The organism is Gracilibacillus xinjiangensis, from assembly GCF_042651765.1.
GTDB classification, from domain to species: Bacteria; Bacillota; Bacilli; order Bacillales; family Amphibacillaceae; genus Gracilibacillus; species Gracilibacillus xinjiangensis.
Window position 1 is genome coordinate 1,115,489 of the sequence record NZ_JBHSDT010000008.1, and the last position, 26,210, is coordinate 1,141,698.

At 35.8% G+C, this 26,210-nt stretch carries 22 protein-coding genes; 8 read left to right on the forward strand and 14 right to left on the reverse strand.

The window, feature by feature from the left end:
* The first annotated feature begins 110 nt into the window (after positions 1–110).
* The 4 genes from ACFOY7_RS16950 (at position 111) to ACFOY7_RS16965 (ending at position 5,155) form a co-directional block, all read left to right on the forward strand.
* Positions 111–878: an alpha/beta fold hydrolase gene (locus ACFOY7_RS16950; RefSeq protein ID WP_390253708.1), complete on the forward strand. Its 768-nt coding sequence runs from the start codon at positions 111–113 to the stop codon at positions 876–878.
* 161 nt (positions 879–1,039) lie between these two features.
* Positions 1,040–2,920, forward strand: a complete 1,881-nt coding sequence (gene htpG / locus ACFOY7_RS16955; RefSeq protein ID WP_390253710.1) for a molecular chaperone HtpG — start codon at positions 1,040–1,042, stop codon at positions 2,918–2,920.
* Between the two features lie 108 nt (positions 2,921–3,028).
* Entirely contained in the window at positions 3,029–4,963 is a 1,935-nt protein-coding gene (locus ACFOY7_RS16960; RefSeq protein WP_390253712.1) for an aconitate hydratase, read from the forward strand.
* Between the two features lie 33 nt (positions 4,964–4,996).
* Positions 4,997–5,155, forward strand: coding sequence for a hypothetical protein (locus ACFOY7_RS16965; protein WP_390253714.1), 159 nt, complete (start codon positions 4,997–4,999; stop codon positions 5,153–5,155).
* A gap of 119 nt (positions 5,156–5,274) precedes the next feature.
* On the opposite strand, the gene ACFOY7_RS16970 is transcribed toward ACFOY7_RS16965, so the two are convergent.
* From ACFOY7_RS16970 to ACFOY7_RS17000, 7 genes are all read right to left on the reverse strand, one after another.
* Positions 5,275–6,315: a lactonase family protein gene (locus ACFOY7_RS16970; RefSeq protein ID WP_390253716.1), complete on the reverse strand. Its 1,041-nt coding sequence runs from the start codon at positions 6,313–6,315 to the stop codon at positions 5,275–5,277.
* A 329-nt stretch (positions 6,316–6,644) separates the two neighbouring features.
* The gene (locus tag ACFOY7_RS16975) at positions 6,645–6,902 is read right to left on the reverse strand and encodes a hypothetical protein (protein ID WP_390253718.1); all 258 of its coding nucleotides are present in this window, start codon (positions 6,900–6,902) and stop codon (positions 6,645–6,647) included.
* A 79-nt stretch (positions 6,903–6,981) separates the two neighbouring features.
* Complete coding sequence (locus ACFOY7_RS16980) at positions 6,982–7,527, reverse strand: RNA polymerase sigma factor (RefSeq protein WP_390253720.1); 546 nt, start codon at positions 7,525–7,527, stop codon at positions 6,982–6,984.
* 24 nt (positions 7,528–7,551) lie between these two features.
* Positions 7,552–9,537 carry an MFS transporter gene (locus ACFOY7_RS16985; protein WP_390253721.1) on the reverse strand — a complete coding sequence of 662 codons (1,986 nt, stop codon included), beginning with the start codon at positions 9,535–9,537 and terminating at the stop codon, positions 7,552–7,554.
* Positions 9,512–10,411, reverse strand: a complete 900-nt coding sequence (locus tag ACFOY7_RS16990) for an ABC transporter ATP-binding protein (RefSeq protein ID WP_390253723.1) — start codon at positions 10,409–10,411, stop codon at positions 9,512–9,514. The genes ACFOY7_RS16985 and ACFOY7_RS16990 overlap by 26 nt, the downstream gene beginning before the upstream one ends.
* Complete coding sequence (locus ACFOY7_RS16995; protein ID WP_390253725.1) at positions 10,386–10,781, reverse strand: GntR family transcriptional regulator; 396 nt, start codon at positions 10,779–10,781, stop codon at positions 10,386–10,388. The genes ACFOY7_RS16990 and ACFOY7_RS16995 overlap by 26 nt, the downstream gene beginning before the upstream one ends.
* A 255-nt stretch (positions 10,782–11,036) precedes the next feature.
* Entirely contained in the window at positions 11,037–11,645 is a 609-nt protein-coding gene (locus ACFOY7_RS17000) for an alpha/beta hydrolase (protein WP_390253727.1), read from the reverse strand.
* Between the two features lie 164 nt (positions 11,646–11,809).
* Between ACFOY7_RS17000 and ACFOY7_RS17005 the strand changes: the two genes are divergently transcribed.
* Positions 11,810–12,421, forward strand: coding sequence for an NAD(P)-binding protein (locus ACFOY7_RS17005; protein WP_390253729.1), 612 nt, complete (start codon positions 11,810–11,812; stop codon positions 12,419–12,421).
* 21 nt (positions 12,422–12,442) lie between these two features.
* Here ACFOY7_RS17005 and ACFOY7_RS17010 read toward each other — a convergent pair whose 3' ends face one another.
* From ACFOY7_RS17010 to nirB (ACFOY7_RS17030), 5 genes are all read right to left on the reverse strand, one after another.
* Positions 12,443–13,477: an anthranilate phosphoribosyltransferase gene (locus ACFOY7_RS17010; RefSeq protein WP_390253731.1), complete on the reverse strand. Its 1,035-nt coding sequence runs from the start codon at positions 13,475–13,477 to the stop codon at positions 12,443–12,445.
* On the reverse strand, positions 13,461–14,219 hold the full coding sequence (locus tag ACFOY7_RS17015) for a sirohydrochlorin chelatase (protein WP_390253733.1): 759 nt from the start codon (positions 14,217–14,219) through the stop codon (positions 13,461–13,463). Before ACFOY7_RS17015 ends, ACFOY7_RS17010 begins: the two co-directional genes overlap by 17 nt.
* An 11-nt stretch (positions 14,220–14,230) precedes the next feature.
* Complete coding sequence (gene cobA / locus ACFOY7_RS17020) at positions 14,231–15,013, reverse strand: uroporphyrinogen-III C-methyltransferase (protein ID WP_390253735.1); 783 nt, start codon at positions 15,011–15,013, stop codon at positions 14,231–14,233.
* Between the two features lie 77 nt (positions 15,014–15,090).
* Positions 15,091–15,429, reverse strand: coding sequence for a nitrite reductase small subunit NirD (nirD, locus tag ACFOY7_RS17025; RefSeq protein ID WP_390253737.1), 339 nt, complete (start codon positions 15,427–15,429; stop codon positions 15,091–15,093).
* An 18-nt stretch (positions 15,430–15,447) separates the two neighbouring features.
* Positions 15,448–17,847, reverse strand: coding sequence for a nitrite reductase large subunit NirB (gene nirB / locus ACFOY7_RS17030; RefSeq protein ID WP_390253739.1), 2,400 nt, complete (start codon positions 17,845–17,847; stop codon positions 15,448–15,450).
* A gap of 287 nt (positions 17,848–18,134) precedes the next feature.
* Between nirB (ACFOY7_RS17030) and nirB (ACFOY7_RS17035) the strand changes: the two genes are divergently transcribed.
* The 3 genes from nirB (ACFOY7_RS17035) to ACFOY7_RS17045 are packed head-to-tail and all read left to right on the forward strand — an operon-like array spanning position 18,135 to position 24,125.
* Positions 18,135–20,456, forward strand: a complete 2,322-nt coding sequence (gene nirB, locus ACFOY7_RS17035) for a nitrite reductase large subunit NirB (RefSeq protein ID WP_390253741.1) — start codon at positions 18,135–18,137, stop codon at positions 20,454–20,456.
* A gap of 49 nt (positions 20,457–20,505) precedes the next feature.
* Positions 20,506–22,644 carry an assimilatory nitrate reductase catalytic subunit NasC gene (gene nasC, locus ACFOY7_RS17040; protein WP_390253742.1) on the forward strand — a complete coding sequence of 713 codons (2,139 nt, stop codon included), beginning with the start codon at positions 20,506–20,508 and terminating at the stop codon, positions 22,642–22,644.
* A 35-nt stretch (positions 22,645–22,679) separates the two neighbouring features.
* A complete protein-coding gene (locus tag ACFOY7_RS17045) occupies positions 22,680–24,125 on the forward strand; it encodes an MFS transporter (RefSeq protein ID WP_390253744.1) in 1,446 nt (481 codons plus the stop codon).
* Positions 24,126–24,799: 674 nt separating this feature from the next.
* On the opposite strand, the gene ACFOY7_RS17050 is transcribed toward ACFOY7_RS17045, so the two are convergent.
* Positions 24,800–25,021 (reverse strand): hypothetical protein, encoded by a 222-nt coding sequence (locus ACFOY7_RS17050; RefSeq protein WP_390253745.1) that lies wholly within the window; start codon positions 25,019–25,021, stop codon positions 24,800–24,802.
* A gap of 163 nt (positions 25,022–25,184) precedes the next feature.
* A complete protein-coding gene (locus ACFOY7_RS17055) occupies positions 25,185–26,153 on the reverse strand; it encodes a 2-hydroxyacid dehydrogenase (RefSeq protein WP_390253747.1) in 969 nt (322 codons plus the stop codon).
* Between the last annotated feature and the right edge of the window lie 57 nt (positions 26,154–26,210).

Consider the following 26,210-nt stretch of genomic DNA (forward strand, 5'->3'; position numbering starts at 1 on the left):
AATCTTTCCTGAATATGAGTTCCATATATTAGTAATTAATAAAGTCATTAATTTTCTTCTAGTTAGAAACAATAAGATTTATCTTATTGCTTTTAGGGATGTGAATAATTATGCCATTTACTGAAGATAACCCATCATTATACTACGAAATTGAAGGGACAGGGACAGCTGTACTTTTTATCCCCCCACCTGCTGTGGGACATTTAACTTTCCGTTACCAAAAAAAGCTGAAAGACGTATGCAGGATCATTACATTCGATATTAGAGGAGACTGCCGCAGCGAAAAAGGTAAGGAGATGAATATGGATGTGTTAGTCCATGATGTTCGACGTTTATTAGATGCAAACAAAATTGAGAAAGCAATTATTTGCGGTTATTCAAATGGAGGATGTATTGCTCAGGCTTTCGCAAGTTTATATCCAGAACGAACACTTGGACTTATTCTAATTGGCGGATACTATGAAGTAAGCAGTTTCTTATTAAGAAAGGAATATCAAATAGGGATATGGATTGCCCGGCAAAAATGGTTGAAGTTTCTTGCACTTGCCCTTTCTAAAAACCACTTTCGCAGTAAGGATGCAGCTAATGAAATATACAAGGAAATAATTAAAACAAATCCACAAAGTCTGGCCAGTCAATACAGTGCTGGATTAGATTATATTAATAAGCATAACCTGGAGCGAATAAATGTACCTTTACTCTTGATTTACGGGCAACGTGACTATTATATTCACGATTATCAAAATTTGTATAAAGAAAAAGTGAGAGATATAGAAATAGCTTATATCGCAAAATCAAAACATCAAGTTCCAACAAAGCATTATAATGAATGCAATGCTGTTATAGTTAGTTGGATGATTAAAAAATCACTCCTTTAATTTCTTCCGTAATTTTTTAGATCTCCCCTGCCTGGTATGTCTCTATTTTCATTCGGCAATCCCTTGACATGCCTTGTTTTTTATACTAAATTAATAGGTGTTAGCACTCTTACTATTAGAGTGCTAAGTTATACATATAGATAAATTAGGAGGCAAATGAGATGGAGAAAAAACAGTTTCAGGCTGAATCGAAACGTCTACTAGAAATGATGGTCCATTCCATTTATTCACAAAAAGAGATCTTTTTACGTGAGTTAATATCTAATGCTAGTGATGCTATTGACAAGATCTATTACAAAGCACTTACTGATGAAAACATTTCTTTCAACAAAGAAGATTATTATATCCGTATTGAGCCGAATAAAGACAATAGAACATTAACAATTAAAGACACTGGTATTGGCATGACTCAAGAAGAACTTGAGGAGAACTTAGGTACAATCGCAAAAAGTGGTTCACTTGCATTTAAAAAAGAAGTGGATATGCAAGAGGGACAAGAGATTATTGGACAGTTTGGTGTTGGATTTTACTCTTCTTTCATGGTAGCAGATAAAGTAACAGTATATACACGTGCATTACACAGTGAAGAAGGTTATAAATGGGAATCTGATGGACAAGAAGGCTATACGATTGAACCATACAGCAAAGAAGGTGTTGGAACAGAAATTATCATTCATTTAAAAGAGAATGCTGACGAAGAAAATTATGATCAATTTCTTGATGAATTCAGTTTGAAATCTCTTATTAAAAAATATTCGGATTTTATTCGCTATCCAATAAAAATGGATGTTACAGAGAAACAGCCAAAGAGTGAGGATGACGAAGAATTAGTTGATGTAACAGAGGAACAAACAATTAATAGCATGGTTCCAATCTGGCGTAAAAACAAGCAGGAACTAAAAGATGAAGATTACAAGGCATTCTATCAAGAAAAACACTTTGGTTTTGATCAACCACTAAGTCATCTGCATGTAAGTGTTGATGGGATGGTTCGATTCCAGTCAATCTTATATATCCCTGAGCAATTGCCGTTCAACTACTACTCACAAGACTTTGAGAAAGGTCTAGAGTTATACTCTAATGGCGTATTGATTATGGAGAAATGTGCGGATCTTCTACCAGACTATTTCAGCTTTGTTCGTGGTATTGTTGATTCGGAAGATCTGTCCTTAAATATCTCACGGGAAATCTTGCAGCAAGACCGCCAGGTGAAACTTATTGCCAAAAATATTGAAAAGAAAATAAGCAACCATCTGAAAAGCTTATTAAAAAATGACCGGGAAAAGTACGAAAAATTCTTTGAGGCATTTGGTCGTCAACTGAAATATGGGGTATATAGTGATTTCGGTGCCAATAAAGACAAACTCCAAGACTTACTGCTTTTCTATTCATCAAACGAAAGAAAATTAGTCAGCCTAAAAGAGTATGTTGAACGCATGCCTGAAGACCAGGAGCATATTTATTATGCAACAGGTGAATCACACGACAGGATTGAAAAACTTCCACAAACAGAAATGGTTAAAGATAAAGGGTACGAGATTCTTTATTTCACTGATGAAGTGGATGAATTTGCGATCAAAATGTTAATGAAATATGATGAGAAAGAATTTAAATCTGTTTCCAGTGGTGATTTAAACTTAGAAGATGAAGAAACGAAAAAAGAAGCAGAGAAACAAAAAGAAGAACATAAAGACCTGCTCACAGAAATGAAAGAAATTCTAAATGGTAAAGTAAATGATGTAAAGCTTTCACCAAGATTGAAATCCCATCCTGTATGCTTATCTGCTGAAGGCGATGTATCAATTGAAATGGAGAAAGTACTTCGACAAATGCCTGATAATCAAAATATCCAAGCAAATAAAGTACTTGAAATCAATAACACGCATGAAATTTTTCAAGCATTAGTAAAGGCACATGAGACTGATAAAGAAAAAGTAAAATTATATACAAATATTTTATACAATCAGGCACTGCTTATTGAAGGTCTTCCTATCGAAGATCCTGTTGCATTAACAAATGATATGTGCAAAGTAATGGTATAAACCACGAAAAAGTCTTCATTCCAGTTTGGATGAAGGCTTTTTTCTTTTGATTAATTTCCTTTAAACTGTACAGACTATTGATATAGTTTATGCGTGGAGGTTATCGAATTGAAAAAAAATGTCGCACAAAAATTAATCGAAACACATTTAGTTGATGGAGAGATGGAAGCAGGATTGGAAATCAGCTTAAAGATTGATCAAACATTAACACAAGATGCCACAGGTACAATGGTTATGCTGGAGTTGGAGGCAATGGACTTAGATAAAGCAAAAACGGAAGTCTCTGCCCAATATGTTGATCATAATGTGATCCAAGAAGATTATCGGAATGCGGATGATCACCTTTTTTTAAGAAGTGCTGCAAGAAAATTCGGCATTTATTACAGCAGGCCTGGAAATGGTGTGAGTCATCCAGTACATATGCAACGACTTGCGAAACCTGGGAAGACTCTGCTTGGTTCTGACAGTCATACCTGTGCAAATGGTTGTATGGGAATGCTAGCGATGGGAGCTGGTGGAATTGATGTAGCGATGGCAATTGCTGGGGAGCCTTACCATGTGAAGATGCCGCAGATTATGGGTGTGAAGCTAACAGGCAAGCTTTCTGATTGGGTCAGTGCTAAGGATGTCATTTTGGAAATGCTAAGGAGATATGATGTTAAAGGCGGTGTTGGCAAAATCATTGAGTATTACGGACCTGGATTGGATGCATTATCCGCCATGGATCGCCATGTTATTGCTAATATGGGGGCAGAACTTGGGGCAACAGCGACCGTTTTTCCTTCTGATAATGTCATTAAAGAATTTTTACAAAACCAAGGCCGTGGTGATGATTGGGTCGAATTAAAAGCTGATCGTGGTGCCGATTACGATTTACACGAAGAAATCGATCTATCAACAATTGAACCTCTAATTGCTAAACCGTCAAGTCCAGGAAATGTTGTACCAGTAAGTGAGGTTGCCGGGGAGAGCATTTACCAATCCTATGTTGGCTCTTCAGCTAACCCAGGTTACCGGGATTTCGCTGTCACCGCTGAAATTGTTAAAGGAAAGAAAATTGCTCCTGGAATCTCTTTTGATATTAATCCAACATCACGGCAACTTTTAACACAGCTCAGTGATAATGGTTATATTGGTGACTTACTAGCTGCTGGAGCACGGATGCACCAAGCTGGTTGTAATGGTTGTATCGGGATGGGCCAGGCTCCGGCTAGTGACAGAAACAGTTTACGAACAACACCAAGGAATTTCCCCGGGAGATCTGGTACTAGAGAGGACAGTGTCTTTCTTTGCAGCCCTGAAACTGCAGCAGCCTCTGCACTTACTGGTGTAATCACAGATCCACGTACTTTAGATATGAACTATCCGAAAATAAAAGCACCAAAGCAAGCTGGGGATGATGGGATGTTGGAAGCTCCGCCTCAAAATAATGAAGAAATTCAATTAGAAAAAGGACCTAATATTACATCACTACCAGATTTTGCACCTATTGAAAATAACTTTGATATACCAGTTTTACTAAAGATGGCTGATAATATATCAACAGATGAAATTTTAGCAGGTGGTGCAAGGGTTTTGCCCTATCGCAGCAACATACAGCGTATTAGTACCTTTGCTTTTGAAATTGTTGATGACACCTATTATGAAAGAGCAATGAAAGCACGAGATGATCATGGTCATGCCGTTATAGCCGGGTATAATTATGGTCAAGGTTCCAGTCGTGAACATGCTGCTCTAGCACCGAGATATTTAGGTTTAAAAGTTGTGTTAGTGAAAGACTTTGCTCGAATCCACTTACAGAACTTGATTAATTTCGGTATTTTACCATTACGCTTTGTCAATGTGGAAGATTATAATAAACTGCAAGAAGGCACTATACTGTCATTCAAGAATATTCATAAAACAATAAAGCAACTTTCCAAATTCGAAGTAGAAATAAAAGATAGTAACGAAACCATTCAAGTTGAACATGATTTGACAGATAGACATATTGATATCATCCTCCAAGGTGGTGTCATTAATTGGATAAAAAATAAAGCTTAAGAAAGGATTGTTTTTTATATGGGATCACAAGAAATGAGATGCAAAGCATGTGAAGGATCAGGGATGTTAATGGATGATGAACAGTGGCATTACACATGCTCCATATGTAATGGAGACGGGTTTGTCTCTAAATTTGAGGAAGATGAACATACAATTGTTGATACAGATTTTAATCACAGGATTATTGAGTAAATGATAAATGTTATATAGAAGTATTATTCCCCTAAACAGGAAAGGCTGCCAATGTATATTGGCAGCCTTTTTATTTATGAAATAGCTATATATTGGTTTTGATGCTAGCACTTAACCTGTTATTGATTCAAAAATTTTACACATACGGGTTCTGGTACTTTTACATCTTTTTGTACTAATGTTAATGTACCTTTTTCTTTATTGCGTTCGAACAAAACTAATGTGTCAGATTCCTGATTTGATGCAATCACAAATTGTTCTGTTGGATCTAAAACAAAATCTCTTGGCCAATCTCCTTCTGTATCTGTCCATCCAACAAAGGAAAGTTTAAAATCACCTTCCACTTTGTAAATGGCAATCGAGTTATGGCCGCGATTCCCTGCGTAAACAAACTTACCGTCGGAAGAAATATGAATGGCACTTCCTTGGCTGTTATCTGTGAAATCGTCAGGAATAGCAGGAGAATATTGTATTTCTTCGAATTTGCCATCACCTAAGTAACGTAGTGTGATGACTTCATTACTTAATTCTGTCATCACATAAGCGTATTCCCCATTGGGATGGAAAGTCAGGTGTCTTGGACCACTTCCAGATTTTGTTTTTAACACACTTACTTCATTCAGCTTGCCATTAACCGGTTGATAACTTGTAACAGTGTCTGTCCCTAAGTCAACAACAATGACGTATTTTTCGTCTGGAGTAAATCCCGCATAATGTAAATGAGGTTTCTCCTGACGTTCATGTGGACCGGAACCTTCATGTTGAGCAGCAAAACCTCCATTTATAGATCCATCTGTATTCACAGAATATGCTTCAACAAACTTTGTATGATAGTTTGCGGCGACAACTAGAGTATTGTCACTATTCACACTAACATGACAAGGTGGGGAGCCCGCAGACGCCTGACTATTTAATTTTACCAGGTCACCTTCTTCTTTAATAGAAAATGATGTTACCCCACCATTTTCTCCTTCCTTGGATACAGCATAAAGGTATTGATTATTCTTGCTAACTGTTACATATGTAGGATTATCCAATTCTGCAGCAACTTGTACATTTTGCAATTCTTTTTTATCAAGATCTAGCTCAAAGCGGTAGACACCTTTACTTGTTTTTTTTGTATATGTACCAACATAACCAATGTAACGATTATTCCCCATGTTTGGTCCCTCATTTCTTTATCCTTTGTTATATCTCCACACATTATAACAAAGTTATATAGAATATTCTAATAATGGGAAGGCTAAGTTAAAATAAAATAAGTGCTGAAAGGACCCTTACAGGACCCTCCAACACTTTGTGCTATCATTACCCCATATTTGTTGGGTTTTTACCTTTTCGCATTTGGAAATAAGCATATGCTCCAATTCCTATTGATGCAAGCATTGGCAATACCGCATTACGTCTGCGCATGAGTATCCCTCCTAATCATTTGGGTACACTTATAATATTTCCATCATTCAGGATGTTATGTTGAACAAATAATGGTTTATTGGAATTTATTACCTATAAAAAGAAAAAACAAAATAAATAAGCCAATCGTAAAAGGCAATGCACCAATTAAGCTTAAACTCATCCCATTATATCCACCGACAATTTCATTGCCAATTAGATAGATAACAACACCAGTTGCACAGCTAGCAAATCCCCACCAATAGGGTAGTTTTTTCCACAAACTATATAATCCGCCAATAATAAATAAACATAAGAAGATCCATGGGAGGACAACATATATTATGAAGCTCATGCGATTCATCCTTTATCTCAAGCTTTTTTCTCTACCCATTATAACCTTTTTCAGGAAAAGTGAAAACCAGAAGCTATTATTATGCTCCTGGTTTTATGTCATCAATTAATTGATACTGTTTTTTTATCAATTTCCGGGCACGAAATAACCGCGTTTTTACTGCTGATTCTGAAATATTCAGCATTGTCGAAATTTCCGAATCTTGATAACCTTTGACAACCTTTAAATAAAAAACGATTTGCAGCTTTTCGCTTGAGTGATCGAAACATTTCTTTATTTCTTCCAACGTACCTTTTATAGCTATTTCTTCATTTATATGTTCCACTGAGAAAATTTTTAATTCTTCTATATTTATCTCTTCATCCAGCAAAAACATTTTCGATCTCCGTTCTTTACGCAACATATCAATAGCTGTACGGGAAGTGATCGTTCGCAGCCATGCGGCGAGCTTATCTATATTCGTTCGATCAATTGAAAAACGATAAACTTTTATCCATGCTTCCTGTACTGCGTCTTCTGCAAGCTGACGATCTTTTAATACATGTAAGGCAGTATAAAACATCATCTCTTGATATTTATCTACTAAATCTGTAAAACACAACTCTTTGTTTTCCGCAACGATCATCCTGACCACCCCCCACCTATTGATTTAATTAGTTTGCAGGACAAATTCCGGTAATTGATCCTCTTTAATAGAAAAAGATGTAATATAATTATCTCTTGTCGGACCAAATGCAGCAATTGTCCAATTACCTTCATAATCATAGTTCTCTTCCAATTTGACTAACTGCTCAATTTCCATTTGATCTTCTGTAATGAAAACATCTTCTAAATCACTTTCCTCTGAATACGGAACTTCCCCTAAATATTCAAAAGATGATTCTTCATTTTTAATTGCTATCATTACTACTTCTTGTTCGGTAAGACTTATTAAATCACCGAATCCTTCGTTTTGAAACAGTTCCAGCGTGTTTGTATAACTCCTTGGTATATTCAAGTATTGATACCCATATCCATTAGCATCTAATTGAATTTCAATGTCAATCATACTATCTTCTGTATGGATTATTTCTTCGTAGGTAGCTTCTAAATAATCTTCGCGTAAAGCATCTAATATTTCAGATTTTAATCCACTGTTAACATCTATATTGCCGTTTTTATAGCGACTGTAGATGCTCATTTTATTAACCTTTATATTTTCATTAAACAACCAAGCCATATTACTTTTCTTAAATGCTACGTTTTCAAAAATCGGCTTTAAATACTCCTCATATTTCTTGACAGAGGAAATGAAATAAGAACGTTTTATATGATTTCCATTTTCTAGATAATAATCAAAATACAGATCTCTTGAATCCTCGTTCCAGTCTCTGTTTGTTCTACTTACCCCATTGTCAATAATCTCCTGGTGAAATTGAGTAATTAATTTAATCAACTCTGGATCTTCTATTTTAGGTAACTCTTCCATATCTGTAGATTGACTACTATCGTATGATAAGTTGTCTAGTATTTGTATAGATGCCACTTTTTCTGCATCAGGTACTCTGGACTCATAGCCAAACCAGTCAAATACAAGTGATGCAAGTACTAGTAAAGAAAATCCAATATATACAACGAAACCCTTCCATTCACCGAATACACGCCATGTTTTTTGAATTAACATTTCTGCAAGAATATATCCAATTAATGCACCAAATAGATAACCGAATGTCACCCACCCTATATGTTGCTGCTGAACTAAGCCAAAATATGTACCAAACAGCAGCATAAAGCAAAACGTAACACCAAACTTAAATATTGGTTTCAGGAAATAAAACAATAATGTTTGTGTTGCTGATTCTACCGGACGAATTCGATAAAGAATAAGTGCAGCAACATAACAAATCACTGTGAGAATAGCATAAATCCATATAGTTAAGCTGTTAAATTCATTTGGTTCTGTCATCGTGAAGACAGTATGAACAATTGGAGATAAACTCGTCACATTCTCTTCCCAAAGATAACCAGCTGAAAATCCTTCTAATAACATTTCAAGATTGTAAAAAATAAGAAAAACTATCCCTACAGGAAAAATAAGCAAGATATAACTTAACATCCCTTGTACCGCAGATATTCCTGTGATGCCTCCAATAAGTACAGTAAATGTATACATTAAGCTAGTGATGATAAGCGTAAACCAAATCCATTCCAATATATCTTCATTATTATATATTTGGATAAGATTCATTGAATTAGACATAACATATAGAATAATTCCTGTAACAGCTATTGGCATTATGACCATCGCATATCCCATAAAAAAGTGGTGTTGAAATAAACGATTCCTTGTTAAAGGTAAACTATGGATAAAATCAGCGGATCCTTTAACTTGCATATAACGAAAAGCAAATATACCTGCAGCAATTGGTACAATTAAAATTGTAATCAATTGCAATGGAGTATTAATATCAATTAATTTTTCAATATTGTCTAAATAATTGTATCCATATTCCTCTCGATCCCTTGATAATTCCATTATTATTTGCATCGGTAAAATGAAGGTTAATGCAAGAAAATACGCAATACCAATCCAACCTGTTGTTCGAAAGCTTTGTTTAAGGATTTCTTTTTTAAAGTAGAATGTTTTCGATTGCATACCCCACACCCTCCATTTCATAAATAAAGATTTCTTCTAATGTAAGTGGTAAAATATCGAATACCACTGGATCAAGTTGTTGAATTTGTTGATCAATATCATCATATTCCCCGCGAATGATAAAAACATAGACACTGCCTCGTTTTTCTTGATGTAATACATTTAAGCCTGCAAATACGTCTTTAGATACCTCTTGTTTAAATGCTAACTGCACTTTATGGATATCTGATTTTAAATCATCAAGTTCTTTTTCAAGCAATAATTTCCCCCGATGAATAATTCCCACTGCATCACAAATATCTTCTACTTCAGACAAATTATGTGATGACACGACGACAGTCATTTCACGTTCTGCAACATCTTGAATTACCCATGATTTAATTTTCTTACGGATAACGGGATCTAATCCGTCAAAGGGTTCATCCAGAATTAAATAATCAGGCATTGCACATAGTGCTAACCAAAATGCGACTTGGCGCTGCATCCCTTTTGAAAAGCGATGAATTTTCTTTCCTGGATCCAAATCTAGTAACTGTTGCATCTGAACAAATCTTTCATTGTTCCAATTCGGGTACATATTTTCATAGAATTTTGCCATTTGGTTTGTTGTATATTGTGAAAAGAAAAATAATGAATCTGGAATGTAAATTAGCATTTCTTTTAATGAAACATTCTCAAATACTGGCTTTCTTTCCACTTCTACTGCCCCACTGTTTTGTTTGATAATACCTGCAATCGTTTTTAATAGGGTTGTTTTTCCAGCACCATTAGAACCTAATAAACCGTAGATAGAACCTTTATCCACTTTTAGTGAGATATTATCTAAAACGATATCTTTCTCGAACTTTTTATTCACGTTTTGCACTTGTATCATTTATCTCACCCCCGATGATCTCTTCGAGTATTTCTTTTAAATCGTTGACAGTAAGACCAATAAATAATGCTTCCGCAATTTGTTTCTTTAATTGTTCTTTTGCTTGTTTAATTTGTTGCTCATTGTTTTCTGCCACCATTTGACTCACAAAACTTCCCTTCCCTTTCACAGAATAAATATATCCTTGTGCTTCCAATTCGCGGTATGCCTTTTGGATTGTATTTGGATTAATCGATAATTGCTGTGCTAGTGTTCTTACTGATGGTAATTGTTCATCTTGCTTTAATACCTCATTAATGATCAATTGCTTCAATTTATCGACAAGTTGCTCATAAATCGGCTTTCGACTTCGCAAATCGAGCTCAAACATAGCCCCCCTACCCTTCTACTGTATGATGTGTATTAAGTGTATTAACTGTATTAGTATATATAGTACAGTTATATTATATGCTAAAAATATAAAATTGCAAGTACATTTTTTATTGATAATTATTATTTAACACATATTTCCCATAAAATGGCTTCTTCTTGTATCAAAAACTGACTAAGAGCTATTCAACAGCAATAAATCTTTTCTGGTCTTAAATAAAAAAATGCTATGTATCTAGTGATACATAGCATTTTTTTATATTACATTTTGTTTATACCATTCGCTTGCGGCTTCTACTTCTGTACGTGTTAGCTGGTGACCGTTATTTTCCCAATGGACCTGGACAGAGGCCCCATTCCCTGTTAGTATCTCTTCTAAATCTTTTGATTCCTGTTCTGTACATAAAGGATCATTCCGACCTGCTGTGATAAAGACTTTTACTCCAGCTAAGTCTGGTAATTCAATCCCACGTCGAGGTACCATTGGGTGATGTAAAATAGCTGCAGTTAATGCATCTTGATAATGAAACAGTAAACTGCCTGCTATATTTGCACCATTCGAATAACCAACAGCTATAACATAATTTCGATCAAAACCGTATTCCTCTGAGGATTCATCTAGAAATTCATGCAATTCTTTCGTTCTAATAATTAAATCTTCTTCGTCGAAAACACCTTCTGCTAAACGTTTAAAGAAACGAGGCATCCCATTTTCCGTAACATTGCCTCTAACACTTAATATATTAGCTTGTGGATCAATCAGGTCCGCTAAACCAAGTAAATCTTGCTCCGTTCCTCCTGTACCATGCAGTAATAATAACGTCGGACCTTTCAAACTTTTACCTTTTTTAAAAATATGTTTCATTAAATCATCCCTTCGTTACAAACTATCTCAATTTCAAAATAATAAGTTCTTGTTCGTCTATCTATTAGTTTACGTAACGTTACATTCTCTGTCAATTAGCTTGCATTGACTTCTATCCCGTACTAAAATACATTATAAGAGTTAATCCTAGAGGGGTAAGAACGATGAACAAAATTCCATTAATGGTTGATTTGTCAAACAAAACTGTCTTAATAATTGGTGGTGGTACAGTTGCGGAAAGACGCGCAAAAAGAATTCACAAGAAATGTAAATCGCTGAAAATAATCAGCCCGGATGTTACTGCTTATATAAAAGATCTGGTAATCAGGTCTAATGTTAGCTGGATAAAGAAAAACTGTACACCAAGTGACTTATCAAAACAAGACATAATTATTATTGCTACAAACGATCCTGTGGTCAATCAAATGGTCCTTAAACATGCACCGACTCATACCTGGGTAAACGCCAGCCATGATGCTGGAAAAGGCCATATTGATTTCCCTATTACATTAGAACGTGGTAAATTGCAAATAGCGATATCTACTGGATCATCCAGTCCGCTTCTGGCAAAGAAAATAAAAAAAGATTTAGAACTTACATATACATCCAATTATGAATCGTATATAGAATTTTTATTTCATGTCAGAAATTTAGTTAAATCATCTTCATTCTCAAAGAAACGAAAACATAATATATTACAGTCAGTTGTTGATCAGCCCATTTTTGACGTGGAAAAACAAGCTGAGTTTTTAAGTAAACTAAAGGAGCAAATGTGAAAACAATTCTCCACATTTGCTCTATGATTGTATCCTACCTTTTTGCCACTTATCGATAACATTTATTATTCTTCCGCTGGCTAATTGCTCCTTAGCTAATTCGATTCCCTGCTCAACAGATTGTACAAGATTAAATAAATAGTATCTAAGCCCTGCATTAAGAAGCACTTGGTTATAATAATACTTGTTTTGATCCAATTGTTCTCCAGAGATAAGGGATGCGATAATACTGGCTTGTTCATCTGCTGATAATTTTTGATTTTTATCGAATTCTTTACACTGTAATCCATAGTCATTTGGTTTTACTGTGAATGTCTTTAGATTTTCTTTTGTCCAGTGAAACACAAAACTATTACGATGTACCGGGACGTCTTCTGAACCTTCGAGGCCTTGAACAATGTAGACATGATCGTAATCTAAATGTTTAAACACATCATTCAATTTATTGATAGCTGTTTTGTGAAATGCACCAAGCATGATACTTCTCGCACCACCAAGGTTCATCAATTTTTCGACAGTATTAAATAATGTTCTTACACCGATCTCTTTTCGAATCTGCCGCAATTGTCTTAATGGCTCACAGTAAGCTTCTGGATCTGCATAGATAAATCTGTCACGCTCTAAATCTGAATCTGATAATTTATTACTCCAGCCAAGTTTACTTATAATTTCCTTAACCGATGTACCATATTTCGGTGGTAAGGTATCACTTGCAGCTAAGTATACGGGAATGCCTTGATCTGCTAACAGAAGTGAAACCGGAATAGTCGCAGCAAATGAGTTTCGCCCGTTGTACGGTCCTGCAAAGTCTATCATTTTTGATTGGATTTCTTTTGAAATCGATAATTTGCTGGAATAATCTTGTAATTTCTTTATGAAAGCTAGTAATTCTTCGGCTGATTCTGTCTTTATCCGTTCACCAACTAAATATGCGGCAATCTGTGCGTCTGTAGCAGATCTGGACAAAATAGCTTCAGCAACTTCCAATGTCTCTTCATAACTTAAATCTTTTGCACCTTTTTGTCCCCTAGCTACTTCTTTAATCCACTGTTGCAATGAGCTTCGACTCCTCTCTAGCTTCTTCCACCCGGTCTTTTAAAACGGAAACAACATTCTCATGATGGCCTAAATATTCTGAAATTAGAATTTCCTGATCCTCTTCCAAGGAGAATTGTTCGATATATTCCTTAATCCCTTTGATTAACAATCCTGTAAATAACAAATACGGTACAATTAACACTGATTTTTTCTGCACATTCACTTTCTCTGCTAAAAATGACTCAAACTTTGGTTCACTTGCAGCTAAGAAACATTTCTCTATGTTGTTTCGAGGATATTCTCTTCTTAATAAAGACACAATTGCTCCTGTATCTTCTAATGTTTGAGGATCACTACTCCCTCTGCCGACAAACAGAATATCGTAATGCTCTACATTGTCAGTTACCTTTTCTATGTGATCTTTTACAGCTTTAATCATCTTAGTGTCCACATCAATCGGTCTCCCGTAATGGAAGTCGATTTTAGGATATTTTTTAACTTCTTTCTCAATCATTTCAGGAATGTCTACTTTGGCATGGCCTGCAGTTAACAATAAAACAGGAAGAATCGTAACTTTAGTTGCTCCGGAAGCTACAACTTTACTGACAGTTTGGGCCAAATCTGGTTCCTGCAGTTCAAGAAAACAAGCCTCTTGTATAGGTATATCAACTTTTTGCTTTACTCTATCTATAAGTTCAAAGGATTCTGTCTTCGATTTTTTTAAACGGCTACCGTGACAGATATAAATAACAGCCTCCACTTTTATCACTCCTAATAGGCTTCCACGACTTTAGTCAAATTCTCTTGCCAATGGATGTTTTTTAGTCGTTGTAAGTTACTCCCTATTCGTACAACTTCCCCTACAACAATCATTGCTGGATTTTTAATTTTCTCTTGCTCAACCATTGCCACAATAGAGTCAAGCGTTCCTGTTACCACTCTTTGCTGATGTGTTGTGCCTTCTTGAATAATTGCAATAGGAGTGGATTTAGCTTTACCCGCTTGCAAAAGTTTTTCCGTAATAAAAGGAAGGTTACTCATTCCCATATAAATGGCTAATGTATCAACAGAATGTGCCAGCTCCATCCAGTTAATTTCATCCGGTTGGCCATTTTTGCAATGTCCTGTAATTACTGCAAACGATCTGCCGACATCTCGATGGGTGATTGGAATATCCGCATATGCTGGTGCTGCGATACCTGAAGTAATACCTGGCACAACTTCATATACAATTCCTTGTTTCGCTAAAGCTTCAGCTTCTTCAGCGCCACGCCCAAATACGAAGGGGTCACCACCTTTTAATCTTACCACATCTTTACCTTTCTTTGCATATTTGATCAGTAAATGATTGATAGTTTCTTGCTTCATTAGATGCATTTTCGGCAGTTTCCCACAGTAGATAAGATCTGCTCCAGCTTTTGCTTCTTTTAACAATTCTTGATTAACTAAACGATCATACAGGATGACATCAGCTTTTTGAATATACTTTAATGCTTTCACTGTAATTAAATCTGGGTCACCTGGACCCGCACCGACCAAATAGACTTTTCCCATCGCTTTATTCCTCCTTGGAGATTGATTATATAATAGTAGAGGAAAGTGCATGAAAGCTGCACTTTCCTCTATATAAATTAAGGTTGAGTTATTTCATTTGGAACAAGGACATATACTTGTTCATCTTCTTTCACGATATCAAATGTTTGCACACAACCCTCATCAGGTGCTTGCACTAATCCGTCTTTTATATTTATTTTCCAATCATGCAGAGGACAAAAAACGTGATCACCACTTACCATACCTTCTGCCAGTACACCACCACGATGCGGACAGCGATTTTCGATTGCACGAACATCCCCACTGGATAGCTTAAATACAGCAATCTCTTTATCTTCTAAAATGACTGTCTTGCCTAAACGCTCTGGTAATTCACTATAATTGCCGACAAACACCTTCTTAACTGTTTGTTCCATGGTAAAATCCCCCATCCATTATTTCGCATTTACTTTTTCATATAAATCTCTTAATATCGTCTCACTCTCTAATACCTCGTTCCAAGGTTCTTTATAAACAGACAATGCTTCATCCATTCTTTTACTCAATTCTTTTCGCATCTCATTATTTTGGACGATTTCCTGAATTGGTTCTAATCCGACTCTATCAACAAAATGAGATGTTCTTTCTAAATATCTAGCATTTTCACGATAATATTGTAAGAATGCTGCCGTATATTCTAATACTTCTTCTTCTGTTTTCACTTTTACCAGAAGATCTGCTTTACGTAAATCTGTACCACCGTTTCCTCCAACATATACTTCCCATACACCATCCAAACCTATGACACCAACGTCTTTTATACCACCTTCTGCACAATTACGCGGACATGCAGACACACCCATTTTTACTTTGTGTGGGGTGTTTAACCCTTCGAATTTCTTTTCTAACTTGATTCCCATCCCTGTAGAATCTTGTGTTCCGAAGCGGCAAAATTCTGAACCTACACACGTCTTTACTGTTCGAAGAGTTTTACCATATGCATAGCCTGAAGGCATCCCTAAATCCTTCCATACATTTGGTAAGTCTTCTTTTTTCACACCTAGTAAGTCAATACGTTGCCCACCGGTTAATTTAATCATTCCCACATTATATTTTTCAGCAACATCTGCTATTGTTCTTAAATCTTCTGCATTGGTTACCCCGCCATACATTCTCGGAACAACTGAGTATGTGCCATCTTTTTGTATGTTTGCATGTAATCTTTCATTTACAAACCTTGATTCACGCTCATCTTCGTGCTCTTTTGGATAAACCATTCCTAAATAATAGTTTAGGGCTGGCTTACATTTCGAACACCCTTCCTCTGTCTTCCAACCTAGTACATTCATTACTTCACGAGTGTGTGTTAAATGCTTTTCTTTAATCTCTGCAATTACTTCATCTCTAGATAAATCTGTACATGAACAAACAGTTTCTTTTTCATTTGCTTCATATTCATCACCTAATGTATGTGTTAATAAATCTGAAACAAGAGATTTACAAGTACCACAAGAACGGGAAGCATTTGTACAACCTTTTACTTCTTCAACAGATGTTAAACCCTGTGTTTTAATCGCATTTATAATCGTTCCTTTCGTTACCCCATTACAACCACAAATCACTTCATCATCCGTCATAGATACAACAATACTTTCATCATTATCTTGACTTTGGGTACTTTCCAGGTATTCTTCTACATTCGCACCTTTTTTGATCAGGCTAAGTAATTTGGTTCCTTCTTTTGTATCTCCAAATAGGACAGCACCAGCCAGTTTATCATTCTGTACAAGAATTTTTTTATAGGTGTTTCTCCATTCATCGAATACTTTAATTGATTTCGTCTGATCCGTTTCATTAATCAACCCTGTTGAGAATACACTAACACCAGATACTTTTAATTGTGTTGATAAGACAGAACCTTTGTATCCTTGGTGGTTCATCCCACAAATATGCTTAGCTAACGCTTGACCTTGTTCATATAGTGGTGCAACTAAGCCATATACCATGCCATTATGCTCTGCACATTCACCAACTGCATATATATTAGGAATATTTGTCTCCATATGGTCATTAACTACTATCCCGCGGTTAATATCCAACCCTGATTCCTGTGCTAATTGAATATTTGGTTTAATACCTACAGCCATTACTACTAAGTCAGCTGGTATCTTGCCTCCATCGTTAAACCTTAATCCTGTCACACGATCTTTACCTAAGATCTCAGCTGTTTGTTTTTCAAGCAAGAAATTCATTCCCTGTGCTTCTAACTCTTTCTGAAGCAACTCACCAGCAGATCTGTCTAACTGACGCTCCATTAAATAATCTGAAAGATGAATAACATCAACTTCCATCCCTAGATTCAGAAGTCCTCTGGCTGCTTCTAACCCTAATAAACCACCGCCGATCACAGCTGCTCTTTTATAATTTTTCGATGCTGTAATCATTTTTTCACAATCTTCTATATCGCGGAAAGCTGTTACTCCTTCTTTATCCGCACCTGGAAGCGGCAGCATAAAAGGATTGGATCCTGTAGCAATAATTAAATAATCATAAGGTGTTTCTTTTCCTTTATCAGTAAAAACTACTTGGTTGTCTTTATCAATTTTAGTCACCGTTTCACCAGGATATAAACGAATGTCGTTCTCCTCATACCATTCCCATTCATTTAAAGTGATATCTTTTATCTCGGTATCCCCTTGCAACACTTTTGATAATTGAATTCGATTATAATTCGGATAAGGTTCTTTACCAAAAACCGTTATATCGAACTGATCTGGTAACAACTTTAATATTTCCTCAATTGTTCGAATACCTGCCATCCCATTACCGATTAACACTAGTTTTTTCTTTTCCATGCCTAGTCCCCCAATTTGTTTTTGGAAATTTAACATGTATAAAGCGTACCCCTTTAAAAAGGTTCTTTCCAAACCTTTGTCAACTTTCCTAACATGGTTTTTTGTCAACATATTACAAAAATACTCTGTTATATTTCCTAACAAATAATAAGACAGCAAATTATTAACGATGATACGCTTTTTATAAAAGAATCGACTATTAACTTGAGAATGAAAGATTATTCATTTATTAAATATGTAAAGTTTCATAACGTGACATGTACCAGCAACTCAGGAGGTTATATCTTATGGAGAAGAAACAGCTTGTTTTAATCGGGAATGGAATGGCTGGATTGAGATGTATTGAAAATATTTTAAAAGAAGACTCCAGTCTTTATCATATAACGGTGTTTGGGGCTGAGCCTTACACCAATTATAGTCGGATTATGCTTTCTTCCGTCTTACAAGGTAATACATCCTTTGATGATATCACCTTAAATGATTGGCATTGGTATGAAAGGAACCATATAACACTTTACCCTAACGAAATCATTAAGAATATTGATCCTGTCGGTAAAACAGTTGGATCAGAAAAACGGCAAGTTTCTTATGATAAGTTAATTATCGCAACAGGATCCATCCCTTTTATCATACCTGTGCCAGGATTTGAGAAAGATGGAGTAATGACATTTCGAACCATTGATGATTGTAAAAAAATGATCAAAATTTCGAAGCGTTATAAAAAAGCAGCAGTAATTGGTGGAGGGATTCTTGGGTTAGAAGCAGCGCGCGGATTATTAAACCTAGGCATGAAAGTGGATGTGATCCATTTAGCTGACCGATTAATGAACAATCAATTAGATCACCAAGCTGCAGGCATGCTGAAGGATGTTTTGAACAACCAAGGGATGAACTTTTTGCTAGAAAAAGAAACGTCTGAAATATTTGGCAAAGAAAGAGTAGAAGGAATTCGCTTTAAAGATGGTAGCGAGATTTCAGCAGACCTTGTTGTAATGGCCGCAGGAATTAGACCGAACATAGAGTTAGCTGCAAAAAGTGGTATTGAAACAAACCGCGGCATTAAAATCAATGATTGGATGGAAACAACTATTGAAGATATTTATGCTGTGGGTGAATGTGCAGAACATAAGGGAATAGTCTACGGGTTAGTAAAACCGCTGTACGAACAAGGCGAAATTCTAGCTAAACATTTATGTAATATAACGACAGACCCATACAATGGTTCTACATTATCTACTCAACTAAAAGTTTCCGGTGTTGACGTATTTTCAGTTGGGCAGGTAAATACATCTTCTGAGACAAAAGCTATTTCAGCTTTTGATGAAGTGTCTTCAACATACAAAAAAATACTATTTAAAAATAATAAGGCAATCGGCGCTGTTCTTTTCGGTGAAACATCTGCAGGTCCCAGATTACTAGACGCAATTAATAAGAAGAAATTCATTTCAGACAAAGAAAAAATTAAATTGATGCAACCAGTCAATATTCAAGATTCTTATGCAGCTTGCCTTGGGAGAAAAGACCATGTATGTACTTGTAATAATGTAACGAAAGGCAATATTATTGAGCAAGTTTTATCGAAAGACTTACAAACAGTCGATGAAGTAAAACGTTATACAAAAGCATCTAGCTCATGTGGCGGGTGTAAACCAGTCGTTCAGGAGTTACTAACATATATAAAAAGCGATTATTTCCAGGAGACAATGAGCGTTCACCATTTTTGCGCTTGTACAAATTTGGCAGAAGAAGAAGTTGTCAGAGAAATTCAAACAAGAAACTTAACAACAATCAGCCTAATCCGTAAAGAATTAGGCTGGTCACAGCCAGAAGGTTGTGATAAGTGTGAAGAAGCATTGCTTTACTATCTTGAAATGGTCTACCCGGAAATGGACCATGATGAAAGTTTTCTATTTGTTGATGAGAAAATCAATGCGATAAAACAGCCAAACGGACTTTATACAATTATCCCGCAACTGTATGGCGGGGCAGTTGATGGTAAGCAGTTAAACAAAATTAGTGAGGTAATTACTCAATTTCAACTTGCACCGGCCTTAATAAGGAATGGCCGAATTATCCTGAAAGATGTCTCAAAAGAAGATTTACTTTCTGTATGGAAAGCACTAGATATGAAATTATTTTCCTTTTCTGAAAATATGATAAAAAGTGTGGAAGCAGATTCTTCTGCTGCAGCACTATCTTTAGCCAAATTTATAGAAGAAAGGACCGAATATCTTAAAATGCCCCACACTGTGGAGGTAAAAATAAATGGCTGTCAAGAATCTAATCAATCGCTCCCTTTAAAGGATATCTACATTGTGGGGGTAAATGGAAATTGGGAGATTTATATTATTGATCGAGACAATTTTAGTACCGAACTGCTGACAGTGTCCAAAACAATTGTTGATGGCAGAAAAATTGTCCTTTCTTTAATTCAATATTACAGACAATCAGCTAGTTTTAATGAATCGATTGGAAAGTGGACAAACCGAATTGGGCTGATTCATATTCGCGAAGTGTTGTTCAATAAAGAATTACAAAATCTACTATTAGCTAGATTAGTAGAAGACCAGTCGATACGAAAAAAGAAAATCATTACTTCACTTTATTAGTATAAAACTTCAAAAATTTTCCTGTTTGTTTAGAAAGGATGTCCATTAAATGACAGAATTGATGTTAAAGTATTTTCGTGATAAACAACAAAAGGCACAATCGGAAAAAGTGTATGATACCCAATGTCCGTATTGCAGTATGCAATGTAAAATGCAATTAATAGAACAGAAAATTGTTTCAAGGAAGCAATATAAAACAATTGGAAAAGACAACCCGACATCTGGAGGCAGACTTTGTGTAAAAGGAATGAATGCTCATCAACATGCCCTTCATAATGAAAGATTGAAGCAACCATTAATGAGAATAAATAATGAATTCGTACCAGTAACATGGGAAGTTGCACTAGAAACGATCAAAACCAACTTTCAGGAAATTCAAAAGAATCATGGTAATAACGCGTTATCTGTGTATGGCAGTGCCTCAATAACAAATGAAGAAGCATATTTATTAGGTAAATTTGCAAGAGTTGCATTACAGACAAAATACATTGATTATAATGGAAGATTATGTATGGCCTCCGCTGCTACTGGAGCAAATATGACATTCGGAATGGATCGAGGATTCACAAATACAATCAACGAAATCCCCAATACACGGGTAATTATTTTAGCAGGGACAAATATAGCGGAATGTCAACCAACTATTATGCCCTACTTTGAGAAAGCAAAGGAAAACGGTGCATATATTATTGCTATTGATCCGAGAGAAACAAGTACAACAAAACTTGCAGATATGCATCTAAAGATCAAACCAGGTTCAGATATTGCACTAGCAAATGGCTTATTAAAAATTATGATTGAAAAAGAATTGATTGATACTGCTTTTATTATGAAACACACCAATCATTTTGATGAGGTGAAAAATTATGTACTTTCATTAAATTTGGATGAAATTGTTTCTGAAACTGGAATAACGATGGAAGAGTTCTATCAATCTGCAACAGTATTTGCTAGTGAACCTTCAGGAATGATCTTTACAGCTCGCGGGATTGAACAACAAATAAATGGAACGGAAACGGTAAGAGCGTTCCTAAACCTATTACTCGCAACAGGGAAAATCGGTAAACCAAACTCCGGCTTTGGTGCAATTACTGGACAAGGAAATGGCCAAGGTGCCAGAGAACATGGACAAAAAGCTGACCAGCTGCCTGGCTATCGTTCCATTGAAAATAAAGTGGACCGAAAATATATTGCAGATGTCTGGGAAATAAAAGAAGAAGATCTTCCGGATAAAGGGGTATCTGCATACGAAATGTTTGAACATATTGAAAAAGGTGATATTAAAAGCATGTTTATTATGTGTTCAAACCCGGTGATCTCCAACCCAAATGCTAATTTCGTAAAAAAAGCATTAGAAAAACTTTCTTTCTTAGTTGTTGTTGATTTATTCCTATCAGAAACAGCACAACTAGCAGATATTGTTTTACCGGCCACTTCCTATCTTGAAGATGAAGGCACCTTCACAAATGTGGAAGGACGGGTAATGTTAAGAGAAGCTAGCTTTCCGATCCAGGGTAATGCAAAACACGACTGGCAAATTCTGTCTGAAGTTGCAACCAGATTAGGCAAAGAAAAATATTTCACTTATGGTTCTGCAGAAGAAATTTTTGAAGAACTTAGAGTGGCAAGTCGTGGAGGAAAAGCGGATTATTATGGAATAACTTATGATCGTTTACGAAAAGAAAGTGGTGTATTATGGCCTTGTCCCTCACCAGATACTCCAGGAACGAACCGTTTATTTGAAAAACGATTCGCTCATGAAGACGGTAAGGCGAAAATGGCGGTCGTAAAAAACGAGTCTGGAGAACGTAAGCCAAAAATTAATTCCCAATACCCACTATATTTAACCACAGGCAGAGTCATGTCCCACTATCTAACTGGAGAACAAACAAGAAAAAGCCCTTCATTAGCTGCCAGAAATGTGGAAGCATATATAGAAATACATCCAGAAACCGCTAAAAAATATGGCATCAAACAAAACAAATTAGTCAAAGTAACCTCGGAAAAGGGGTGGATTATTGTTCGTAGTCAATTCTCGGAAGCTATTCGAAAAGACACGATTTTTATACCATTCCATTGGACAGAAAAGCAGAATGTCAATCGGCTTGTAGGTGATCAATTGGATCCTTTTTGCCGTATGCCTGGTTTTAAAATGAGTGTAGCAAGAGTTAGTCCAATAACAAATTAGAATATTGGAACAATCATCATTATAGGGAGATTAATATGACTATCGAAAATAATTACAGTGGACAAAAACAGATGCTTACAATTTCTACACTTGCTTTCTTCGTCAGTGTAATGGTTTGGTTTAATATGGCGCCATTCCAATCAACGATCCAAAAGCAGCTTGCTTTAACTGGTGAGGAAATCGGTGCATTAATGATTGTCAACCTTGCACTTAGTATTCCTGGGAGAATTATTATCGGAAGGTTAGTGGACCGTTATGGCCCCAGAAATGTTTTCTCGCTTCTTTTAATAACAATGAGCATACCTTGCTTTATATTTGCGATCGGAACTAATTATATGCAATTACTTATATCCAGATTAATCCTTGGGACGATAGGTGCGAGCTTTGTTGTAGGGATACGGATGGTAACCGAATGGTTTCCGGCACGTCAGGGGGGATTAGCACAAGGAATTTATGCAGGTTGGGGAAACTTTGGGTCTTCCTTTGCAGCACTGACCTTACCCTCTTTTGCACTACTTTTCGGAGGTGAAAATGGATGGAGGTATGCCATTTTTATTACAGGGTTGATTGCACTTATTTATGGGATCATTTTTTTCATGACAGCCAAAAACACACCAGCATGGAAGGCATTCCCTTATACAAAGGACACGAATCCGATAAAAGCAACAACTAGAAATGATTTAAAATTACTATTGCTAATTTCATTCCCTATTTATGGAGGAATGGGAATATTAATCTGGACTTTACAACAAAATGGTGTGTTACCTAACCAGATGGCATTCCTCTTTTATATTGCGATTGGAACTTTCTACTTATTTAACATGAGAAAAAGATGGAAAGAGAATATCGAATATCTTAAACTTGGTGTCCCAGACAGTGATAAATATTCGATGAGAAGTGTCGCAATATTAAGTATAGGTTATTTTGCTACATTTGGTTCAGAATTAGCCATCATTTCTATGTTGCCAATGTTTTTTCTAGATAGTTTTGCTGTTAATGCTGTCATTGCCAGTGTCATTGCTAGCAGCTTTGCTTTCACCAATCTGGTAGCAAGACCTGCTGGCGGCTGGCTGAGTGATCGGTTTGGGCGCAAAAAAGTTTTGCTAGTACTGCTCGCATTATTGTCTTGCTTATATGTAGGTATGTCTTTTTTACAAAATAGCTGGCCGATCTATTTGGCTATTTTATTAACGGTTTGTTGTTCTATTGTAAGTCAAGCAGCGTCTGGAGCAATCTTCTCAATGGTTTCTTTAGTGAAAAAAAATCGAACAGGTCAAATATCTGGAATGGTCGGTGCTTATGGTAACATTGGTTCACTATGTTTTTTGGCTGTTTTAAATATATCTCATTCATCTATTTTTTTCCTAACAATCGCAGCTGGTCTAATATTATGCTTTGTTGCGACACTAACCATGCATGTACAAAAAAAGCCACAAACAAACACAAAAAACTCCAACAAAAAATTAGTTAGAGTTCATTAAATATCAAGGTTGAATTAAAGAGACTCCTAAATAATGTTCGTATCACTGCAGCAGAATTAATTAGGAAGGAAAAAATTATGACACTACTTAAGCCACCTTAGTAGTGTCTTTTATCATTTTACGCATTTCTCCAGCTAACATTAAATAACCAAACTTAACTTAAAAGATTAACCACCTTAAAAGTCCTGTACAAATCTTCTATCTTTATAAAGGAGATAAGACATAACAAAAATCGTAAATCTAAAAACCGGACAATAACTATACAAGTATATCACTTACTAATGATTATATATAATACTAGCTCACCGCTGGGTAAAATACTCGCTTTCGCTGGCAACACCTGGAGCCTCTTCAGTAGCACAAACCGCTTGCTCCAGGGTCTTCGGTTGTTGCTATTCCCACAGGAGTCTCGCATTTTCCTCAACTTTTAATGGTTTTTCAGACGAATAAGTGGAACAACTATCATCCTGTAAAGACAGCATTACTTAAAGGTAAGTTTAGGTACGATCATGCCTCTCATAAAAAGTCTCTCTTCGAAAGCATTAACCTGGCATGAAGCAGAGGATGATAGATTCTGTTTTCAGAAAGCAAAAAATCGGACACATTCAGTTGAATATTGCGGATTACAGTATGGATATACTATTTTTGTCCAGCTCTTTACATTGTTTCTATATTTATATTGTCGGCTTAATAATTGTTTGCCACCATAAAAATATACTAATTAAAATCGCAGCAAACAAGATAATGCTTTTCACTCCATAGGGAATTTTATTAGGTATATAACGGAGTGCTAAAGTTGTGACGAGTCCAGCAATAAGCATATATATAACTGCATAAATCAACATTCCTAATAAATTGTCAACAGGCAATACCATTGATTCTTTTATTAAATTCACATTTCCACCTCATTAAAACTATTTTCCTCACCCGTTTATTCACCAATACTATCATACATGATTACAGGCAATTTGGAAGCTTTTTCTTATTTTTTTTACTGGGAATTTAAAACAAGAACACGACAATCTGTTTCGATTGCCGTGTTCTAACTTTCCCCCTTTATTATTGAAGTTCTTTAATTTGGGCGTCAGGTTTTTCCCCATTCAATGCTTGTAACATGTTCTTAGCGGCAAAAAATTTCATTTGTTCCCTTGTTTCAGCTGTTGCTGAACCAATGTGTGGCAGTGTAACAACATTATCCATTTTGAGTAATGGATTTTCCAGGTCGACGGGTTCCTGTTCATATACATCTATCCCCGCTCCTAAGATATCGCCTTGCTCTAACGCTTGAATCATCGCTTTTTCATCAACAACTGCTCCTCTGGCTGCATTAATAAAAAAGCAAGTATGCTTCATCTTTTGAAAAGCCTTCGCGTTTATTAGATGGTAGGTTTGTTTTGTCAACGGTGTCATTAATAAAATAAAATCAGATGTTGCTAACAGATTTTCTAATTCTTCATAGTAAACACCCAAGCTTTTTTCAACAGTCTCTCTCTTCCTGCGATTATAGTAACTAACTTCCATCTCAAAACCCAATTTAGCTCTTCTTGCTACTTTCTCACCAATTCTCCCCATTCCAATGATACCTAGCTTCTTGTGGTGAACATTATGTCCGAACAATGAACTGTCAACAGATTGTGTCCACTTACCATTCCTGACATATTGGTGAAGCTCCGGAATACGACGAGCGGTTGCTAATATTAATCCGAAAATTAAGTCTGCTACCGTTTCATCAAGTACATATGGCGTATGTGTTGCAATTATTTTCGAAGCTTTTAATGCTTCCACATCAAAATTATCGTAACCAACAGATATATTGCTTACAGCTTCTAGTTGCTTTGCTCTCGTTAGGAATTCCTGGTCAATTTTATCTTTTGAGGTAATTAATCCATGAAATGATGGTATTATTTCTAATAATTGCTCTCTCGGCATTTTTTCAGAGTGGTCCCATCTTTCCAATTCGACTTCATTTTCCAAATAATCAATAACTGTTTGTGGAATTGGTTCTGTTACTAACACTTTTTTCTTCATCCACTCACTCCTTTTACATTAGAAAAGTAAAAAATAGACTTTTAAAAAAAGAAACCC

What these genes read in the sequence shown, in the direction of transcription:
- nasC (WP_390253742.1), top strand. Translation starts at nt 20,506, where the DNA reads ATGACAGAATTGATGTTAAAGTATTTTCGTGATAAACAACAAAAGGCA.
- ACFOY7_RS17055 (WP_390253747.1), bottom strand. Translation starts at nt 26,153, where the DNA reads ATGAAGAAAAAAGTGTTAGTAACAGAACCAATTCCACAAACAGTTATT.
- nirD (WP_390253737.1), bottom strand. Translation starts at nt 15,429, where the DNA reads ATGGAACAAACAGTTAAGAAGGTGTTTGTCGGCAATTATAGTGAATTA.
- nirB (WP_390253739.1), bottom strand. Translation starts at nt 17,847, where the DNA reads ATGGAAAAGAAAAAACTAGTGTTAATCGGTAATGGGATGGCAGGTATT.
- ACFOY7_RS16995 (WP_390253725.1), bottom strand. Translation starts at nt 10,781, where the DNA reads ATGTTTGAGCTCGATTTGCGAAGTCGAAAGCCGATTTATGAGCAACTT.
- ACFOY7_RS16985 (WP_390253721.1), bottom strand. Translation starts at nt 9,537, where the DNA reads ATGCAATCGAAAACATTCTACTTTAAAAAAGAAATCCTTAAACAAAGC.
- ACFOY7_RS17000 (WP_390253727.1), bottom strand. Translation starts at nt 11,645, where the DNA reads ATGAAACATATTTTTAAAAAAGGTAAAAGTTTGAAAGGTCCGACGTTA.
- ACFOY7_RS16990 (WP_390253723.1), bottom strand. Translation starts at nt 10,411, where the DNA reads ATGATACAAGTGCAAAACGTGAATAAAAAGTTCGAGAAAGATATCGTT.
- ACFOY7_RS17045 (WP_390253744.1), top strand. Translation starts at nt 22,680, where the DNA reads ATGACTATCGAAAATAATTACAGTGGACAAAAACAGATGCTTACAATT.
- ACFOY7_RS16980 (WP_390253720.1), bottom strand. Translation starts at nt 7,527, where the DNA reads ATGATCGTTGCGGAAAACAAAGAGTTGTGTTTTACAGATTTAGTAGAT.
- ACFOY7_RS16950 (WP_390253708.1), top strand. Translation starts at nt 111, where the DNA reads ATGCCATTTACTGAAGATAACCCATCATTATACTACGAAATTGAAGGG.
- ACFOY7_RS16965 (WP_390253714.1), top strand. Translation starts at nt 4,997, where the DNA reads ATGAGATGCAAAGCATGTGAAGGATCAGGGATGTTAATGGATGATGAA.
- ACFOY7_RS17005 (WP_390253729.1), top strand. Translation starts at nt 11,810, where the DNA reads ATGAACAAAATTCCATTAATGGTTGATTTGTCAAACAAAACTGTCTTA.
- cobA (WP_390253735.1), bottom strand. Translation starts at nt 15,013, where the DNA reads ATGGGAAAAGTCTATTTGGTCGGTGCGGGTCCAGGTGACCCAGATTTA.
- ACFOY7_RS16975 (WP_390253718.1), bottom strand. Translation starts at nt 6,902, where the DNA reads ATGAGCTTCATAATATATGTTGTCCTCCCATGGATCTTCTTATGTTTA.
- htpG (WP_390253710.1), top strand. Translation starts at nt 1,040, where the DNA reads ATGGAGAAAAAACAGTTTCAGGCTGAATCGAAACGTCTACTAGAAATG.
- ACFOY7_RS16970 (WP_390253716.1), bottom strand. Translation starts at nt 6,315, where the DNA reads ATGGGGAATAATCGTTACATTGGTTATGTTGGTACATATACAAAAAAA.
- nirB (WP_390253741.1), top strand. Translation starts at nt 18,135, where the DNA reads ATGGAGAAGAAACAGCTTGTTTTAATCGGGAATGGAATGGCTGGATTG.